General features: G+C 33.9%; 18 protein-coding genes. 4 read left to right on the forward strand and 14 right to left on the reverse strand.

Features of this window, described 5'->3' with window-relative positions:
• Window positions 1–54: 54 nt before the first annotated feature.
• From AC1RPY_RS05660 to AC1RPY_RS05675, 4 genes are all read right to left on the reverse strand, one after another.
• On the reverse strand, window positions 55–1,161 hold the full coding sequence (locus AC1RPY_RS05660; RefSeq protein WP_409022784.1) for a D-alanine--D-alanine ligase family protein: 1,107 nt from the start codon (window positions 1,159–1,161) through the stop codon (window positions 55–57).
• A gap of 102 nt (window positions 1,162–1,263) precedes the next feature.
• Window positions 1,264–2,574: an NCS2 family permease gene (locus AC1RPY_RS05665; protein ID WP_481761659.1), complete on the reverse strand. Its 1,311-nt coding sequence runs from the start codon at window positions 2,572–2,574 to the stop codon at window positions 1,264–1,266.
• 135 nt (window positions 2,575–2,709) lie between these two features.
• Complete coding sequence (locus AC1RPY_RS05670; RefSeq protein WP_481761658.1) at window positions 2,710–3,264, reverse strand: 5-formyltetrahydrofolate cyclo-ligase; 555 nt, start codon at window positions 3,262–3,264, stop codon at window positions 2,710–2,712.
• 4 nt (window positions 3,265–3,268) lie between these two features.
• Window positions 3,269–4,309 (reverse strand): zinc-binding alcohol dehydrogenase family protein, encoded by a 1,041-nt coding sequence (locus AC1RPY_RS05675; protein ID WP_481761657.1) that lies wholly within the window; start codon window positions 4,307–4,309, stop codon window positions 3,269–3,271.
• Between the two features lie 200 nt (window positions 4,310–4,509).
• On the opposite strand from AC1RPY_RS05675, the gene AC1RPY_RS05680 reads away from it, so the two are divergent.
• Entirely contained in the window at window positions 4,510–5,226 is a 717-nt protein-coding gene (locus tag AC1RPY_RS05680) for a DUF975 family protein (protein ID WP_481761656.1), read from the forward strand.
• Window positions 5,227–5,256: 30 nt separating this feature from the next.
• Here the strand turns inward: AC1RPY_RS05680 and AC1RPY_RS05685 are convergent, their stop codons facing one another.
• Window positions 5,257–5,898: a DNA alkylation repair protein gene (locus AC1RPY_RS05685; protein WP_481761655.1), complete on the reverse strand. Its 642-nt coding sequence runs from the start codon at window positions 5,896–5,898 to the stop codon at window positions 5,257–5,259.
• A 92-nt stretch (window positions 5,899–5,990) separates the two neighbouring features.
• On the opposite strand from AC1RPY_RS05685, the gene AC1RPY_RS05690 reads away from it, so the two are divergent.
• Window positions 5,991–7,094 carry a baeRF6 domain-containing protein gene (locus tag AC1RPY_RS05690; RefSeq protein WP_481761654.1) on the forward strand — a complete coding sequence of 368 codons (1,104 nt, stop codon included), beginning with the start codon at window positions 5,991–5,993 and terminating at the stop codon, window positions 7,092–7,094.
• Window positions 7,095–7,196: 102 nt separating this feature from the next.
• A complete protein-coding gene (locus AC1RPY_RS05695) occupies window positions 7,197–7,667 on the forward strand; it encodes a nucleoside 2-deoxyribosyltransferase (RefSeq protein WP_481761653.1) in 471 nt (156 codons plus the stop codon).
• A 92-nt stretch (window positions 7,668–7,759) separates the two neighbouring features.
• On the opposite strand, the gene AC1RPY_RS05700 is transcribed toward AC1RPY_RS05695, so the two are convergent.
• The 8 genes from AC1RPY_RS05700 to sufC form a co-directional block, all read right to left on the reverse strand.
• Window positions 7,760–9,664, reverse strand: a complete 1,905-nt coding sequence (locus AC1RPY_RS05700) for a M13 family metallopeptidase (RefSeq protein WP_481761652.1) — start codon at window positions 9,662–9,664, stop codon at window positions 7,760–7,762.
• Between the two features lie 271 nt (window positions 9,665–9,935).
• Window positions 9,936–10,706, reverse strand: a complete 771-nt coding sequence (locus AC1RPY_RS05705; protein WP_481761651.1) for an ABC transporter permease — start codon at window positions 10,704–10,706, stop codon at window positions 9,936–9,938.
• A complete protein-coding gene (locus tag AC1RPY_RS05710) occupies window positions 10,699–11,634 on the reverse strand; it encodes an ABC transporter ATP-binding protein (protein WP_481761650.1) in 936 nt (311 codons plus the stop codon). Before AC1RPY_RS05710 ends, AC1RPY_RS05705 begins: the two co-directional genes overlap by 8 nt.
• 56 nt (window positions 11,635–11,690) lie before the next feature.
• Complete coding sequence (gene sufB / locus AC1RPY_RS05715) at window positions 11,691–13,085, reverse strand: Fe-S cluster assembly protein SufB (RefSeq protein ID WP_481761649.1); 1,395 nt, start codon at window positions 13,083–13,085, stop codon at window positions 11,691–11,693.
• A gap of 14 nt (window positions 13,086–13,099) precedes the next feature.
• On the reverse strand, window positions 13,100–13,531 hold the full coding sequence (gene sufU, locus AC1RPY_RS05720) for a Fe-S cluster assembly sulfur transfer protein SufU (protein WP_481761648.1): 432 nt from the start codon (window positions 13,529–13,531) through the stop codon (window positions 13,100–13,102).
• Entirely contained in the window at window positions 13,518–14,756 is a 1,239-nt protein-coding gene (locus tag AC1RPY_RS05725; protein ID WP_481761647.1) for an aminotransferase class V-fold PLP-dependent enzyme, read from the reverse strand. Before AC1RPY_RS05725 ends, sufU begins: the two co-directional genes overlap by 14 nt.
• Entirely contained in the window at window positions 14,725–16,011 is a 1,287-nt protein-coding gene (gene sufD / locus AC1RPY_RS05730; protein WP_481761646.1) for a Fe-S cluster assembly protein SufD, read from the reverse strand. The genes AC1RPY_RS05725 and sufD overlap by 32 nt, the downstream gene beginning before the upstream one ends.
• Before the next feature lie 14 nt (window positions 16,012–16,025).
• Window positions 16,026–16,808 (reverse strand): Fe-S cluster assembly ATPase SufC, encoded by a 783-nt coding sequence (sufC, locus tag AC1RPY_RS05735; RefSeq protein ID WP_481761645.1) that lies wholly within the window; start codon window positions 16,806–16,808, stop codon window positions 16,026–16,028.
• Window positions 16,809–16,943: 135 nt separating this feature from the next.
• Here sufC and AC1RPY_RS05740 point away from each other — a divergent pair, with 135 nt between their 5' ends.
• A complete protein-coding gene (locus tag AC1RPY_RS05740) occupies window positions 16,944–17,660 on the forward strand; it encodes a gamma-glutamyl-gamma-aminobutyrate hydrolase family protein (protein WP_481761644.1) in 717 nt (238 codons plus the stop codon).
• A 39-nt stretch (window positions 17,661–17,699) separates the two neighbouring features.
• Here the strand turns inward: AC1RPY_RS05740 and AC1RPY_RS05745 are convergent, their stop codons facing one another.
• Window positions 17,700–18,506: a MetQ/NlpA family ABC transporter substrate-binding protein gene (locus AC1RPY_RS05745; RefSeq protein ID WP_481761722.1), complete on the reverse strand. Its 807-nt coding sequence runs from the start codon at window positions 18,504–18,506 to the stop codon at window positions 17,700–17,702.
• Between the last annotated feature and the right edge of the window lie 2 nt (window positions 18,507–18,508).

Consider the following 18,508-nt stretch of genomic DNA (forward strand, 5'->3'; position numbering starts at 1 on the left):
CTCAAATAAAAAAGATTACTAGTGCTGTCTCCAGACTAATAATCTTCTTAAAATTTAGATTTCAGGTAATTCAGTAAAGTCATAATGTAATTCTTTAACAGCGGCATGTTCGTCGAATGCTAATTGGATTAATTTATCAATTAATTCTGAATAACCAATTCCTGAAACTTCCCACAATTGTGGATAAAGCGAAATGTTTGTGAATCCAGGTAACGTATTTAGTTCACCAAGATATGGAATACCATCTTTAACTAAGAAATCAATTCGTGCTAAACCACGACAACCCAATGCTTCAAAAGCACGTAATGACATGTCTTGGATTTCTTTTGTTAATTCATCTGGTAATTCAACAGGCATTTCAAATTCCACACCTGAAGCATCAACGAATTTATTATTGTAATCGTAAAATACATCAGATTTAGGTACGATAACTGCACCTAATTTTGAAGCTTTTAAATCAGTATTTCCAAGAATTGAACATTCAATTTCATCAGGATTTTCGATTGATTCTTCAACTAAAAGCTTTGTGTCATATAAAAATGCATCTTCTATACCTTCAAGGAATTCTTTTTCGTTATGTGCCTTATGAATACCAACTGATGATCCTTGGTTAGCTGGTTTAATGAAAACAACTTCTCCAAGTTCCTTACTAATGTGTGCGTAAGTCATTTCAGCACGATTGTTGGCCTTAACAACCAAATATTTAGTATTTCTGATATTATTTAACGTTAACATTTTCTTAGTTAAATCTTTATCAAATGAAATTGCTGATGAACGAACATCACTACCAATATATGGTTTATCTAAAAGTTTAAATAATCCTTGAATTGTACCATCTTCACCCATATTACCATGAATAACTGGATAAAAAAGATCAATATCTTTAACTTCAGTTAAACTCATGATATTAGCTAACGGATTTGTAAAATCAATTGTTGGTAAGACATCTTCAACAACTTTTGCTTCTGGTTCGCCATCAAAAATGCGACGTGAAGCAGCATCTCCAAGTAGTACACCTTCCTTTGTAAACATGAATAAACTAACTTCGTACTTATTTTTATCCATTGCATCGTAGATATTATGTGCTGAACGTTTTGAAACGTCATGTTCTGATGAATTACCACCAAAAAGTAATCCAATGTGTATCTTTTCGCTTGTCATCATATTCTCCATTCCTATTGTATTATTTTTGTTCGCTTTAAACTCTTAGTCTAAATAATACCATGTTTATAGTAGATCTGTCATTTACGTTTGCTATTTTATTTAAACATTTAAAATCCACATGAAAAGTAAGAACACAAAGAACAGTCCGTACATGATTGGATGAACATCTTTTCGACGACCAGCAGCAATCATTGTAATTGGATAAAAAATCATTCCCAAAGCAATCCCGTCAGAGATACTATAAGTTAATGGCATACCAATTACAATTAAAAATGCTGGAATTGCAATTTCCATTTTTGTCCATTCGATTTTTGTTAAAGATTGTGCCATCAATACACCAACAATAATTAATGCTGGAGCAGTGACCTGTGTTGTTACAACTGATAATAATGGCGAGAAAAATATCCCGACAATAAATAATAATCCAGTTGTAACAGCCGTTAAACCTGAGCGTCCACCAACGGCGATACCTGCTGAAGACTCAACATATGCACCAACTGGAGATGTTCCTAAAACAGAGCCAGCAAGCATTGCTGTTGAATCAGCAACTAAAGCTTTACCGACACGAGGCATTTTATTGTCTTTCATGAATCCGGCTTGTTGAGCTAACCCAACAAGTGTTCCAGCAGTATCAAAGAAAGTAACTAACAAGAAGGTTAAAACGACTACCCATAACTGAACCGTGTTAATATCACTAATATGTTTAACGCCTTGCATAAATGTTGGGGCCAAACTTGGGGCACCGGCAACAACTTGTGTTGGCATTTTAATTAATCCTGTGATGAATCCTAGAATAACTGTTGCAAACATCCCAATAAAAATACCACCTGGAACACGTCTAACCATTAAAATTGCAGTAACAATTAAGCCAAAGATTGTTAACCATGTTGTACCAACGGTCAATGGACCTAGGCCCACAACTGTGGATTTGTTTGCGATAATTAAGCCACCATCTTGTAAACCGATAAAAGCAATAAATAAACCAATACCACTTGAGATAGCGTATTTTAAGTTACTTGGAATAGCATTAATAATCATTTCGCGTAGTTTAAAAATAGTAATTAAAATAAAAATTAGTGATGCTACAAATACACCTGCTAAAGCTGTTTGCCATGGAATTCCCATACCTATAACAACTGAATATGAGAAAAAGGCATTAATACCCAATGCGGGAGCTGTTGCTATTGGGTATTTAGCTAAAATACCCATTAAAATACAGCCTAAAGCACTTGATAATGCAGTTGCAGTAAATACTGCCCCTTTGTCCATCCCCGAAGCACTTAAAATCGTAGGATTAACAAATAATATGTAAGCCATTGATATAAACGTTGTAAAACCAGCTAACATTTCGCGTTTAACCGTTGTATGTAACTGATCAATTTCAAAATATGATTTAATGCGATTAATCATTTTAAATCTCCTTTTCATAAATACATTTGTTCGTGTTTATCTCATTAATGAGCAATTACAATTTTACTATATTCGTATATTAATGTAAATAATATTATTAAACTGTATTTTGTTAAGGATTTATTCAAATAGAACTTATACTGTAATAATTTTATCAATTTTAATATCAAACTGATTACTTGTCCATTTCTCAGAAATTACATTTTGAACGTCCAAACAAAGTGAAATTGTTTTTGGTTGATATTTTGCAATATACCGATCATAATAACCACCGCCAAAGCCAATCCTTTGATTATTCTCTAAATTAAACCCAACTCCTGGTACAATCACTAAATCTAAATTATTCTTTTCAAGTGCAACATTATATTCAGGTTCTAATAGTCCATAATCACTTTTTATAAGCACCTGTTCAATAGATAAGTAAGGTAAAAATGCAAGTTGCTTTTCAGGCATCGTTTTTGGTATATACACCCTCTTACCTTGAGACAGTGCCGCCAATAGTAATTCGTTAGTACTAAACTCAATCGATTGACTAATTGTTAATCCGATTGAATCAGCCGATTCCCATTCTTCAGATTGTAAAACTTTATCAATAATTGCCTTCTCCTGATTCCTTTTTTCAAGGACCTTATTTTTTGCCAAATCAACCATCTTGTTAATAATCATTTTTCTAATTTCTTTTTTACTCAATAGCTTATACCTCCGCGTTAAATTCACCAGTTATTACAAACTTTCCAATCATCTTACCATTTTCAACAACTTCAGAAGCCGTTCGTAAATTATCGGCGTTAATCCCCACCAATGATTTAGTCATCGTTGATTTTAGTTTGCCTTCATCTAATAACGTGGCTAAGCGATTTAATGTTTTACCTTGAGAGCTCATATCTGCCGTGTAATATACACCTTTAGTAAAAACTGTTAGCCATTTAAACTCATTACTTTTATTTTTTAATTTACCAATTGGTAAATTATCAGATGTGCCCACAATTGAAGTAATAATACCCTGAGGTCTGATGATATCTGCTGCTAAATCAAAATAAGTTTCTGTTGAGTGCAATATTAGAATACCATCAACTTCATTAATATTTAATTTAACTAATTGTTTCTTCAAATCTTTTCGGTGATTAATGACAATATCAGCGCCCATCTTTTTAACCCAATCGCTCGTTTCTAATCTTGAAGCGGTCGTGATAACAGTCAAACCAGCCCATTTAGCAAGTTGAATAGCAATAGAGCCTACACCACCAGCTCCATTAATAATTAAAACTGATTTTCCACTATTGGCATTTTTCTCTGGAATGAAATTTAATTTTTCAAATAATGCTTCCCATGCTGTTACACCTGTTAGTGGCATAGCGGCTGCTTCACTGTCTGTTATTTTCTTGGGTGCATTTCCAACTAGTCGTTCATCAACTAGCTGATACTCAGCATTACTTCCTGAACGATTATTGACACCTAAATAAAAAACCTTATCACCACTATTAAATTGTGTTACTTCTGATCCTATTTCAGAGACGACCCCGATTGCATCGAAACCTAAAATAAGTAATTTTTCTTCAGAATCAATTAACATTCTTGATTTATAATCTATTGGATTCACTGAAATACCCGTTACCTTCACAAGAATATCATGATTTTCAGGTGTCGGTTTATCGATTTTGACATCTCGTAATGCATTTTTATCTTCTGTCGGAAATTTTCCAAATGCTGCGATGGCCTTCATTTTATTTACCATTAGCTCACTCTTCTTCCATTAATATAGATTACGCTATTCATCTTACTACAATCTAACAAAAAGTTTGGTTTGTTTCACTTTTATACCGTCTAAAAATATTGAAATACTCACATTCTCAATCTGTCAGTATAGACTTAATATTTGGTTTAATGTATGCTTAAAATATTATTAAAACATATACAATTAAGGAGACACACATCATGGAAAAACCACTAAAAACGAGACAACAACTGAAATCTGAATCAAAGGCATTACTTAAAGGACACTGGAAGTCAGCTATCCTAGTTAGCTTACTAGCAATCCTTATTTTTATTGTTTATTCTCGCTTATATTCTACTGAGTACGCAGACATTATGAATTTATATTCTACTGAAAATAATAACCAATCATCAGCTATCAGTCCTATAATTTCAGCAACTGTCGTTGTTCTTTATCTTATTTTTCAAATTCTACTTGTAGGTGTTTCATATACATTCTTAACTTGGGTCAGTTCACAAAAAACACCAGAACATGCATTTACACAAAGTTTCCAAGTTTTCTCAAATGAATTATTTTTCCCATCTATTGGTATCGCCATTCTCAAAACCATTTATAGTACACTTTGGACTCTCTTGCTTATTGTCCCAGGAATTATTAAATACTATTCTTATTCACAAGTCTTTATGATTAACAAAGACTTAACAGATAACCCAAATCATCCTGACATCAGTATTAATAAAAAAATAACGTTAAGCCGTGAATTAATGAACGGACACAAATTTGATTTATTCGTAATAGAGTTAAGTCTGGTTGGTTGGTACCTATTATCAATCGTGACACTTGGAATTGGTTATATTTGGTACATGCCTTATCAACAAGCAATTAAAGCAAATTTCTACAGAGACCTTGCCGGAGATAAATTCTTAACCTTAAAATAAGCAAAAAAGACTGAATAAAATCAGTCTTTTTTATTTTGTCTTCACATGTTTAAGTCCTTCTCGCACAGCTAGCTTTGATAGATCATGGCTCTCAATAAAAGTTATAACCCAATTTTCATCAGTCTTAGCATACTCACGTAATGACCAACCAATCGCTTTTTGGATGAAAAATTCATCTGTTGTTCTATCATTCAAAATCATCTTTGATAAGTAAGCTAGATTAGTTTCTTCACGATAGCCTAACTGAAGATTTATACCCACACGACGCATCCAGAAATTATCATGGTTTTCAAATTGCTTACTAATATCGTTAAAATTTATCGGACTTAATTTTAAAAAGTCACTAATAACCTTACGTAAAGCATCTACTGAATCCCACCATGGTTTAACCTTAATTAACTCAACCAATACTTGGACTTCATCAACCGTCAATCGTTTAAGATTTTTTTGTGCTAAGTCGATTGCAACATATTGATACTCTCTTTCTTCACGACCATAATAAGCTAAAATTTGTGAGATTAACTCTTCTAGAGGCCAACTCTTAGATTCTTTCATCAAGTCCTTTGTTAGTTCACGTCGACTTGGTGTCTTAATCCCTAAGTAAGAAAAATTATTTTTCATGTAAGCTTCCATTTTTTTAATATTTTTGTTATCTTTTTCTAAATAAATCATATTTACTCCTTTTATGAAAACGTAACCATATAAGTTGGATAACCGTTTTCATGATGTTATACTAAAGGTAATCATATAAAGGGGGAACCATTATGTCAATGCATAACAATTTGAAAAAATTACTCACAATCAAAGAAGAACCCATTGTATCAATCTTTATCAAAACATATCCAGGTATTAATTTTGCTGCGAAGAATCAGTTAAAACTAAAAACTAGTTTAAAAACTGCCAAAGAAGCTCATTCGGATGTACCTAAGAAAACTTGGGAACTAATTGAAACACAATTGGTTAATTTTATTAATGAAATTGCAGATAAAATCGGTCAATTCCCTAGTATCGCACTTTACTTAACACCTAACGATTACTTTAAATTTAATTTAAATCACGCTATTGAAGTAGATAAAGTTATTGTTGGTCCTGAAGCATACACTTTACCTTTATTAGCTCAACAAGCAACAAAATTATCAGGAACAATCCTAAGCTTACACCGTGATTCATTTGAATTACATCAATTCAAAGAAGGTGTCTTATTGAAACAAGAACTCCCAGAGGATGCTCCTATCGACATGGTATCAACTCTTGGTCCTGAAAGTACAGATACCACGACCACTCATGGCCCTACTGGCGCCCTCCATGGGTTAAATACTAAGGATGAAGAAAAAGCGATTGATAATAGAAATTACTACTTGGCAATTGAAAAATTCCTAGTTACCCATCCCGAATTAATTTATAAACGTCTTTTCCTTATTGGACTACCTAAAAATCAAAGCTTATTCCATGAATTAACAAAATTAAAATCAGTTAATTCAGAAATTACAATTAAAAAATCACCTAGTGCCCTAACAACTACAGAAATTGAAAAAGATTTGTTAGATCAAAATCAAATTTTAATCAATCAAACAATTGATCATTTATTGGATCGTGCTCGTTCACTTGATGAAGTTAATCCAAGCAAAACAAACCCAATCGATTTGTTTGCTCTATTAACGCAACATCGTGTTAATACTTTATTAATTAACGAAGACGCTGTATTCCCTGGTTTAATTAGTGATGGTCAAATTATCGATACTGAACCTGGAAAAACAACCAATAACTTATTAAATGATTTAGCTAACTTTACTTTACGTAATAGTGGTAACGTTTACGTTATTTCAGCTGACCACTTTAATTCAGGTCAATTCGTTTACGGTGTTTAGAAATTGAAAAAGAAGACTTCATTGTCTTCTTTTTTTGTGCCCATTTTTAAAATGTCATGCTATACTTAAAAAAGCAAATATATATTCCAGGAGACGATATTAATGAATAAAGTTTATTTAGCAGGTCCATTTTTTAGCGACAAACAACGTGAACGTGTTTCTCAAGTTGTTGCAGCATTAAAAGAGAACAAAACAATTGATAGTGACAATATTTACTTGCCCCAAGATAATCAAAGTAAACAATATGAACAATTCAGTCAACAATGGCAACGTGCAGTTTATTTAGCTGACACACGCCAAGTTCATCGCGCAGACGTTGTTGTTGCTATCTTAGACTACAAAGAAGACGAAGATAACGAACCTGACTCTGGTACTATGTTTGAAGTTGGTATGGCAGTAGAAGCTCATATTCCAGTTATCTTAGTTCAATTTGAAGCTGGTCGTGTTATCAATCTAATGTTATCTGAAAGTTTAACTGCTTTCTTTGATGAGAGTAAAAATGGCTTAAATGAACTTTCTGAATATAATTTCAACGTTTTGGAAGAAAAAATTACAGAGAACGAAGTATTATAATATGCTACCTTTAAGTATTACGGATAAACAATCGCAGCAAAAAGGACATTATCATTTTGATAATGTCCTTTTAATTTGTCTTAATTAATCATTTACCAAATATTAACGCGTTCATCGACTGCTTTATACATTGCATCACTTGCAACAATATCAAAGGCATCATAAAATTCTGCTAAATTTTGAACTTGAATATTAGCACGCAACTTAGCAGGGGCATGAACATCAATTGATAATAACAATTGCATATACTGTGTTGAAGCCTTCATTCGCCATACTTGTGCCCAATTAATGAAAAATGCTTCAAAATCAGTATCGTCTTCAGATTTAGCCGCTTCAAGTGCACAACTAAGCCCACCAGCATCAGCAATATTTTCAGAAACTGTTAAAGTCCCATTAACTTTTTGGCCTGCGAATTCAGTTCCGTCAAATTCAGTAATCATTTGTTGTGATAATTCTTTAAAATGGGTCAAATCGGCTTCACTCCACCAATTATTCAAATTACCATACTCATCAAATAGCGCACCATTATTATCAAAAGCATGTGAAATCTCGTGCGCAATAACTGCTCCAATACCACCATAGTTAGCACTACTACTCTGCTCTAAACTATAAAATGGTGCTTGTAAAATAGCCGCTGGAAAGACAATGATATTTTTAAAGGGATGATAATAAGCATTAACTGTTGCTGCACTCATCTCCCAAAGATCACGATCGACAGGTTTATCCCACTTACTAAACATATCTTCAGTGGCTAATTTATCAAAGGCCATTGCATTCTCTAGCAATGTTTTTTCCATATTAACGTGCATTTTTTGATAAAGCGGGTTAATTTTATCTGGATACCCAACTTGAATACCTAATTTACTTAATTTTAAAATTGCCTTATCACGTGTAGTACTTGTTAACCAATTATTAGTAGCCAATCTATTTTGATAAACATTAATCATCTTTTCAACCATCTGTTGAACGTCTGCTTTAGCATCTTCACCAAAGTATTTATATCCATAATATTCGCCCACAACCCCACTATAGGTTCCCATGGCTAGATAATAAGCAAACTTTTGTTGTTTTTTCGGTGCCTTGCTTCCAGATAATGCACGCCCGTATTCACCAGCAATAACACGTAAGTCATCTGATAAATATGAACTAAGACTCCCTACTGTTTTAACAATTAACCAACTTTTAAATTCTGTAAAATGAGTTGTATTCACGAGTTCATCAATAGATGATAAAAATTTAGGTTCAGTCACAATTATTTTTTCTGGTTCATTCCCATTTAAAAGATTTTTAACAATTGATTTTAAATCTAAATTACTACTTTGTGAACTAAATTCTGTGAAACTTTGTGGGTTGTACGCTTTACTATAATCAGCTGATTCTTCAGCACTCTTGACATTTGGCACTAAGTTACGATCAAAAGTTAGTGCCTCTGTAATAACATGATTTGCATTTTCTTCACTATAATCTAAAGCAACTAATAACTTAGTCATCATCGCCCTAAATGCTTTAAGTAAACCTTCAGCTTGTGAATTATCTCGTTCATAATACGTTTTATCTGGTAAAACCAAACTCGGAGCTGCCACAAATAAAGCATTAATTTTAGCATTTTTCATATCAGCATCAACATCAAACCCAAGTGGTGTTGGATAACCCGCACGAACAAAATCTGCCCATTTAGTATCGAAATCAGCTAAACTTGTTAAATTTTCTAAAGGTGCTAAAACTTTTTTCAATGGTAAGGTTCCTTCTGATTCACGTCGATCAAAATCAGCTGCTAAGGCATAATAGTTTAAAAATTCTTGCATTAATGGTGCTTTAACACTAGAATCAGCTGACATTTTTTCAAAATCAGCCATCAAAGTTTTATCAATTTCATCAGCTAAATCATTAAAACCACCCGTCGCAGGTTTATCATCAGGAATTTTGGCAGTTTTTAACCATTCACCATTTACTGCTTCGTATAAATCATCTTTAATTAATTGTTTATTTATAGTCATTATTTATCTCCTTTTTAGTTTTATATGTAGCTAGTATAAACGTTATTCTAGTGTTTTAATAATAATTTACTTGAAAAACAGACATTTTTTCAAAATATACCTTATATCTATCTTTTAAAGAGTCTACGATATCTATCTTTGGTACCATTTTTCGTACCCTAACAAAAAAACAAAAGCCATAAGACTTTTGTTTTTGGTGCTATCCAGATTCATTATTGATCAACCGTCACAGAATGATTAATAAGAAAGAAGGATTATTACATTGGCTATCCTAACTTCTCAAACCTCTACCTTTATTAATAAGATACCAACAAATCCAGTAAAGAACACCAATAAACAGAATAAGAATTATCATTGATAAAGCAAGTGATACATCAGTCTTACCTAAAAAACCATATCTAAATCCTGAAATCATATAAACAATTGGATTAATCTTAGAGATGGCCTGCCAAACTGGTGGTAACATTGAAATAGAATAGAAAACACCACCAAGATAAGTTAATGGCTGTAAAACAAACGTAGGTACAATTGACACATCATCAAATGACTGTGCAAAAATACCATTAATTAATCCTGCTAATGAAAATAAAATGGCTGTCATCAAAAGTGTGATAATAATAATGACCCACGAAAAAACATGAAGAGGTACAAAAAATAATGAAATAATAGTGACAAGTGCCCCAACTAAAACACTTCTTCCAAGTCCTCCAATAACAAATCCCCATATAATAATATGCGTTGGTACTGGTGCAACTAGTAATTCTTCAATATTTTTCTGAAATTTCTGAGAAAAAAATGACGAAGATACATTAGCATACGAACTAGTGATCACCGACATCATAATTAACCCTGGTACAATGAATTCCATATATGAAAATCCACCCATTGCACCAATTCGGCCACCAATCATTTTACCAAATATAATAAAATACAATGATGTTGTAATCACTGGTGGTACTAATGTCTGTACCCAAATTCTCAAATAACGATTAGTTTCTTTTATTGCGAGACTTTTTAATGCAGTAAAATATTGATTAAACATGTTTCTCCCCCACTTGGTGCTTTTCTTCCGTAATTTTCAAGAATAACTCTTCTAATCGATTCGATTTATTTCGCATAGAAAGAACTTTTATCCCTTGTTCATCAAATTGTTTAAAGATCCCATTAACACCTTGATTTCGTTCAACTTCGATAGAAATTGTTTGCGCGTCTTCAAAGGAATTTTTATACCCTATAATTTCTGGCTTTTTATCATACACATCTAAATCGAAAATAAACGTTTCAAATTGTAATTTTGATAATAAAGTTTTCATGCTCGTATTTTCAATCAACTCACCTGATTGAATAATACCGATATGACGACAAAGTGTTTCTGCTTCTTCTAAATAATGAGTCGTCAAGATAATCGTTGTGCCATTCTCATTCAATTCCTTTAAAAAAGACCACATTTCACGTCTCAACTCAATATCTACACCCGCAGTTGGTTCGTCTAAAATGAGCAACCGAGGTTCATGCATTAATGCCCTGGCAATCATCAATCTTCGTTTCATCCCACCAGAAAGCATTCGTGCACGTACATTACGTTTTTCCCATAAATCTGACTGTTTTAAATATTTTTCACTGCGCTCCATTGCTTCTTTATGAGGAACACCATAGTAACCAGCCTGATTAACAACAATTTGTTGAACCGTTTCAAAAGGATTAAAGTTAAATTCCTGTGGGACAAGTCCAATTTGTTGTTTGGCTTGTACCAAATTGGTATCAATATCGTAATCAAAAACCTTCACTGTTCCCGCTGTTTTATTCACAAGAGATGTAATAATACCAATTGTCGTTGATTTTCCCGCACCATTAGGCCCTAAAAGTGCATAAAAATCCCCTTCTTCTACAGCCAGATCAATACCACGTAACGCTTTAACACCCGTTGCATATTCTTTTTTTAAGCCTTTTATTTCCAGTGCATATATCATTTAATTATTATCCCCTTATTTACTTTTTAGGAAAAGTAACATCATTCTAAACTATTTTACCCCACACTGCCTTCCATCTGATACTCAATCAGACGATTCAATTCAACAGCGTATTCCATCGGTAATTCTTTGGTGAACGGTTCAACAAATCCCATTACAATCATCTCTGTTGCTTTTGCTTCAGAAATTCCGCGACTCATTAAGTAATATAATTGTTCTTCAGAAATTTTAGAAACTTTAGCTTCATGTTCCATAGAAACATTGCCATTTAAAATTTCATTAAATGGAATCGTATCACTCGCTGATTTATCATCCATGATGATTGTATCGCATTCGACATGTGCAAACGAACCATCACTATGTCTACCAAATTTTAAATAACCTCGATAATCAACTCGTCCACCATCTTTACATAACGATTTAGAAACAATCGAAGAAGTCGTATTTTTAGCATTGTGAATCATTTTTGCCCCAGTATCTTGAACGATATTCCCACCAGCAAACGCAATCGACAACATTGTGCCATGTGCGCCTTGACCATCTAAATAAATACTTGGATATTTCATTGTAACTTTTGATCCAAGGTTACCATCAACCCACTCCATCGTCGCATTTTCTAAGGCTCTAGCACGTTTTGTCTCTAAGCTATACACATTATCTGACCAATTTTGAATCGTTGTATACCGACAATAGGCATCTTTCATGACGTTCACTTCAACGACTGCCGCATGCAAACTGTCTGCCGAATAATTAGGTGCTGTACAACCTTCAACGTAATTAACACTTGCGCCTTCATCAACAATGATTAATGTTCGTTCAAATTGTCCTGTATTCTCCGCATTAATTCTGAAATAACTTTGAATAGGCACCTCGGTCTTCACACCTTTAGGTACATAGATAAAAGTACCACCAGACCAAACAGCCGAATTTAAAGCTGAAAATTTATTATTAGAGGCAGGAACCAATTTGCCAAAATACTGTTTAACCAATTCAGGATATTCTTGGACGGCAGCATCTGTACTCATAAAAATAATTCCTAATTTTTCAAAATCTTCACGCATATGATGGTAAACAACTTCTGATTCATATTGTGCAGAAGAGCCAGCTAAGTATTTACGTTCAGCTTCTGGAACACCAAGTCGGTCAAAGGTTTCTTTAATCTTATCTGGGACATCTTCCCAGTCTCTAGCAACATTATCACTAGCACGTTGAAAATAGCGCATATTAGCTAAATCTAACTTAGACAAATCAGGACCAAAACTTGGCATTGGCATCTTTTCATATAAGGCAAAGGCACGAAGTCGATAATCCAACATCCACTCTGGTTCATTTTTTGCTGCCGAAATTTCTCGAACAATCGCTTCGGTTAAGCCACGCCCAGTTGAATAAACAGGCTCAATATCATCTTTAAAGCCATATTCATACTCACCACCAACATCTAGTTCTTTCATATCTTACCTCCTCTCTAATTTTCTAAATTAATAGCTTGATAAACTGCCTTCCAAGCTAATGTGGCACACTTAATCCGAGCTGGAAACTGAGCGACACCTTCTAAAATAGCAGCATCACCTAAAAGATTTTCATCAATCGTTTCACCTGTTACCATTCTTGAAAATGTTGTCACCATTTCTTCTATTTCATTTTTTGCTTTACCAATAATTTCATCAGTCATCATACTTGCAGATGCCTGGCTAATCGTACAACCCGTCCCAGAAAAGGCAACATCTTGAACCTTGTTGTCACTCATGATAAGTTCAACTTTTAAAACATCCCCACAGGTTGGATTTCTGAGTTCAATTGATTTCTGACCCTTTACTAGTGAGCCATGATGATGCGGATGTGTGGCATGTTCCAAAATAACTTGGCGATATAAATTATCTAATTTAGATAGTCCCATTTTTAAAGAACTCCTTTGTAGCGATTAACGCGTCAATAAATTTTTGATTTTCTTCTAAAGTATTGTAAAAATATAAACTAATACGAACAGTTGACGATACACCCATGCACTTCATTAATGGCTGTGCACAATGATGACCCGCGCGAACCGCAATTCCTTGCATATCAAGAGCTGTCGCAACGTCATGCGGATGTAGTCCCTCCAAATTAAATGAAATAACGCCTGATCGTTTTTTACTTTCAGTTGGCCCATAGACAGTAATGCCAGAAATGGCTTTTAATTTAGGTAATAAATCAGTGATGAGCATCTGTTCATGTGCTTGTATATTAACCATTCCAACTTCATTTAAATAGTGAATAGTAGCACCTAATGAAATGACCCCTTCAATATTAGGTGTCCCCGCTTCAAATTTCCAAGGAATATCTTTAAAGGTTGATTGTTGCTCTTCAACAAAATCAATCATCTCACCACCAAATTCTAGTGGCTGCATCTCGTTCAAATAATTACTTTTTCCATATAAAACGCCAATACCAGTTGCAGCCCCCATTTTATGACCTGAAAAAGCAAAAAAATCAACATCTAACTCCTGAACATTAATCGGCATATAAGGTATTGATTGCGCCCCATCACAAATAACAACCGCACCGACTGTATGTGCCATGTCCGTTAATTCTTTGATGGGGTTTATACTCCCCAAAACATTTGAAATTTGAGTTAGCGATACAATTTTAGTTTTAGCTGTCATTTTTAATTTCGCATCATTAATGTCTAATTGTCCATCATCTGTTATGTCGATGTAAACTAATTTAGCACCAGTTGCTTGTGCGACTTGTTGCCAAGGAACAAGGTTACTATGGTGTTCCATAATAGATATTAAAATCTCATCCCCTGGTTTCAATCGATTCTGTGCAAAACCCTGAGCAACCCAGTTTAAACTTTCGGTTGTCCCTTTTGTAAATAAGATTTCAGCTGAATATTTTGCATGAATAAAATCAGCAACAGCTTGTCGTACATCTTCAAATTGCTGTGTTGTACGCTCGGCTAAAGTATGCACACCACGATGTACATTGGCATTATCATTTTCATAATAATGTGAAATGGCATTAATAACTGCTTGTGGTTTCTGAACAGTTGCAGCATTGTCAAAATAAATTAACGGTTCATCATTCACAATTTGCTTTAAAATAGGAAAATCATTGCGATACTTTTTCAAATTTTTGACCATTAATGAGTTTCCCCTCTATTGTTTCGATTAATCGTTCACGAACATCAACTGCCGGAATTGCCGTTAAAACAGGTCCTAAGAATCCACGAATAACAAGTCTTTCTGCTTCTTCTTTGTGTAATCCACGACTCATCAGATAGTACAATTGTTCCTGATTCACGCGTCCAACACTAGCTGCATGTCCAGCTTGAACATCATTTTCATCAATTAATAAAATAGGATTAGCGTCTCCACGTGCTTTTGTGGATAACATTAGCACACGGCTTTCTTGTTGAGCATTCGCACCCTTTGCACCTTTAATAATATGGCCAATTCCATTAAATATTAATGTAGAACGCGATAAAATTACACCGTGTTGCAGAATTTGACCAATTGAATGTTTACCATAATTCGTCACCCGTGTATCAATCCCTTGAATCTGATTTCCTGTTGAAATCGCAACAACTTTAACATCTGCGTGAGAACCTGCACCAATTAAATCAGAATCGAAATCGCCAATTATATTGCCATTATTAAGTAATCCAATTGACCAATCTATTTTTGCATTGCCTAATAAATAACCCCGACGGTTAATATATGCTGTTGTATGTTCCCCTAATTGATCAACTCCAGCAAATTTAACATGACTGTTAGCTTTAGCAATCACTTCCACAATAATATTTGCGGTTGTGATCTGATCACCGACTGTTGAACGATTTTCTAGATATGAAAACTGACTATTTTCTGCTGCGACAATTAAAACATGCTGTACATAGTCCTGATTGTCCCGTGCATCCTGCGTTAAATAAGTTGTAATTGGGTTGTCTAATACAACATTTTTAGGTACATAAATAAACAAACCACCGGTTAATTGTGCTAAATGCGTTGCGGTCAACAAATCACTATCCCATTTAACTGCCTTAGTCATAAAATATTTCTTAATTAAATCTGCATGTTCCACTAACGCGGTTGACCAGTCGCAAATAATAACATGATTTTCTTTTAATTCCTCAGATATATTTAAACTAATCGTTCGAGATCCAACTTGAATAAACGTATTTTCATCCGATTTTTTTGAAACAAATTCCCCTGATTCTTTAACCAGTGTTTCAGGTATAATGGGCCATTTTTGGTATCTAATTTTTTCAAATGAAGGAAGCGCTAGTAATGTTTTTTTTACAAAGGCATCTCTTCTTAATTGTTGAAACCACTCAGGTTCTTGTTTTAAATTTGAAAAATCAATTATACTTTGTTCTAAGAGCTTCAAATCAATCATTTTCCGGCCCTCCACTAAAGGTTCTCGTCTGTTAAAGTAATGTCTAGCCCTAATTCATCACGCAAACCAGCATAGCCTTCTTCTTCCAGTTTTTCTGCAAGTTCGGCGCCACCCGTTTTAACAACCCGTCCATCCATCATAACGTGCACCACATCAGGCACAATATAGTTCAGCAAACGTTGGTAATGCGTAATCATAAGTGTTCCAAATTCCGCATTTTTCAACATTTCATTTACGCCTCTCGAAACAACTTTCAATGCATCAATGTCTAGACCTGAATCAATTTCATCTAAAATAGCAAATTTTGGTTCAATCATCATCAGTTGTAAAATTTCATTACGTTTCTTTTCGCCACCTGAAAAACCTTCATTTAAATAACGATCAGCCATTTCCTCAGTCATATCTAAAGTTGTCATCGTTTTATCTAATTTCTTTAAATATTCTCGAATTGGGATTTGTTTATCTTCCGGTCGACGTGCGTTGATTGCTGCACGCATAAATTCAGCATTTGTTACACCAGGAATTTCTGAAGGATATTGCATTGCTAAAAATAATCCTGCTCGAGCTCGCTCATCAACAGGTAGTTCTAAAATGTTTACACCATTCAGCAATACTTCGCCTTCTGTCACTTTATACGCAGGATTCCCCATAATGGCCTCAGATAAAGTTGATTTACCTGTTCCATTTGGACCCATGATTGCGTGTACTTCTCCAGTCGACATTTTTAAATTAACACCTTTTAAAATTTCTTTATCTTCAATTTCTACATGTAAATTTTTAACCTCAAGTGTCGACATTTTAGCATTCCTCCGATTCATTAATATATTCCATTCTATCTTAATAAATTATCCATTTCAATGGAGCCTCGAGACTCGCAATCTTTATTTAATTAAGTTAAACTAATAAAAAGTAAATTTTGAGGAGGTTCATTTATGAAACCTATTATCGGTATTGTTGGAAATCCTAATCGAAATCCAATTACAGGCATGCACATTAACGAAATTACTTATACACCTCAAGGCTATATTGATGCCATTATTGAAGTTGGCGGTTTACCACTAATCATTCCTACTGATTTAGCAAACGCATCTAGTTATCTTGATTTGGTAGATGGTTTACTATTAGCAGGTGGTCAAGATGTTTCACCAATCTTATACGGCCAAGAACCTCATCCAAAATTAGAAGAATTAAATCCCCCACGTGACGAAATGGAGCTCGCTTTAATCAAGGAAGCTATTTCTCGAAAAATACCAATACTTGGTATTTGCCGTGGACTACAAATACTTAACGTCTTTTTTGGTGGAACACTCTATCAAGATTTAAGTGACTATTCAAATTGGCAAGTTAAGCATTTACAAGATCCAACATTACCAGAATACGCCACACATTCTGTATCGATTAAAGCAAATAATTATTTATCAGATACTTATGGTTCAACGCTTCGTGTCAATACGTACCATCACCAAGCCATTAACCGTTTAGGTGATTCATTAACGGCCATTGCGACAAGTTCAGATGGCCTAATTGAAGGTATCAGTAGTAATGACGGTCTCATTTTAGGTGTTCAATGGCATCCCGAAATGTCTTATATAAGAGAACCATCAGATTTAGCTATTTTCAAATGGCTAATTAATAAAATTGCAAAATAAAGAGAATTGAATTAGTCATGTCGACTAATTCAATTCTCTTTATTTTGCAGGAATAACGGCACCTTTATACTTATTCAAAATCCATTCGCGTGTCTTTTTAGATTGTAGTGCTTTAACTAACTTTTTAATCGCAGGATTATCTTTATTTTTTGGTGCGACAGCAACTAAATTCGCATATGATGATGTACTACGTTCTAATGCAATAGCTTGTTTCGTTGGATTTAATCCAGCTTCAACCGCATAATTTGCATTAATAATGATGGCTGAGCCTTCATTATTTTCATATAAATCAGACATCAATTTTGGCTCATACGTATGCTTAAAAACTAAATTTAATTTATTTGTTTTGATATCAGCAAAATTTGCAGTTGCCACGTCTGTCCCTTTTTTCAGGGTTATTAATCCAGCATCTTTAAAAATAGTTAAAACACGACCATAATCTGAAATACTGTTAGATACTAAAACCGTACTTCCTTTCTTCAAATCAGTTAACTTTTTAACTTGTTTAGAATAGACACCGATTGGTTCAAGATGAACATTTCCAACACTTATTAAATCACCATTATTCTGTTTGTCCCAATTATCTAAAAATGGTTTATGTTGAAAATAATTAGCATCTAAATCACCAGATTCAGTCGCTTTATTAGGCATCACATAATCCTGAAAAACTTTAACTTTTAAATCGATACCTTCTTTTGCCAACATTGGTTTTACATGATCTAGAATTTCTGCATGGGGCATATTACTAGCACCAATTGTCAAAGTAGTCATTCCATTTGATTGTTTCCCGCATCCAGCTAATAAAAGAGTCAAAAATAGAAATGAAAAAATGAACTTTTTGTTTATTC

The sequence above is a fragment of the Dellaglioa sp. CoH-56-MRSF-12 genome (assembly GCF_056782075.1).

Excerpts from the sequence above, each read along its gene's own strand:
- AC1RPY_RS05660 (WP_409022784.1), bottom strand. The coding sequence starts at position 1,161 with ATGACAAGCGAAAAGATACACATTGGATTACTTTTTGGTGGTAATTCA.
- AC1RPY_RS05665 (WP_481761659.1), bottom strand. The coding sequence starts at position 2,574 with ATGATTAATCGCATTAAATCATATTTTGAAATTGATCAGTTACATACA.
- AC1RPY_RS05675 (WP_481761657.1), bottom strand. The coding sequence starts at position 4,309 with ATGGTAAATAAAATGAAGGCCATCGCAGCATTTGGAAAATTTCCGACA.
- AC1RPY_RS05680 (WP_481761656.1), top strand. The coding sequence starts at position 4,510 with ATGGAAAAACCACTAAAAACGAGACAACAACTGAAATCTGAATCAAAG.
- AC1RPY_RS05685 (WP_481761655.1), bottom strand. The coding sequence starts at position 5,898 with ATGATTTATTTAGAAAAAGATAACAAAAATATTAAAAAAATGGAAGCT.
- AC1RPY_RS05690 (WP_481761654.1), top strand. The coding sequence starts at position 5,991 with ATGTCAATGCATAACAATTTGAAAAAATTACTCACAATCAAAGAAGAA.
- AC1RPY_RS05695 (WP_481761653.1), top strand. The coding sequence starts at position 7,197 with ATGAATAAAGTTTATTTAGCAGGTCCATTTTTTAGCGACAAACAACGT.
- AC1RPY_RS05700 (WP_481761652.1), bottom strand. The coding sequence starts at position 9,664 with ATGACTATAAATAAACAATTAATTAAAGATGATTTATACGAAGCAGTA.
- AC1RPY_RS05705 (WP_481761651.1), bottom strand. The coding sequence starts at position 10,706 with ATGTTTAATCAATATTTTACTGCATTAAAAAGTCTCGCAATAAAAGAA.
- AC1RPY_RS05710 (WP_481761650.1), bottom strand. The coding sequence starts at position 11,634 with ATGATATATGCACTGGAAATAAAAGGCTTAAAAAAAGAATATGCAACG.
- sufB (WP_481761649.1), bottom strand. The coding sequence starts at position 13,085 with ATGAAAGAACTAGATGTTGGTGGTGAGTATGAATATGGCTTTAAAGAT.
- sufU (WP_481761648.1), bottom strand. The coding sequence starts at position 13,531 with ATGGGACTATCTAAATTAGATAATTTATATCGCCAAGTTATTTTGGAA.
- AC1RPY_RS05725 (WP_481761647.1), bottom strand. The coding sequence starts at position 14,756 with ATGGTCAAAAATTTGAAAAAGTATCGCAATGATTTTCCTATTTTAAAG.
- sufD (WP_481761646.1), bottom strand. The coding sequence starts at position 16,011 with ATGATTGATTTGAAGCTCTTAGAACAAAGTATAATTGATTTTTCAAAT.
- sufC (WP_481761645.1), bottom strand. The coding sequence starts at position 16,808 with ATGTCGACACTTGAGGTTAAAAATTTACATGTAGAAATTGAAGATAAA.
- AC1RPY_RS05740 (WP_481761644.1), top strand. The coding sequence starts at position 16,944 with ATGAAACCTATTATCGGTATTGTTGGAAATCCTAATCGAAATCCAATT.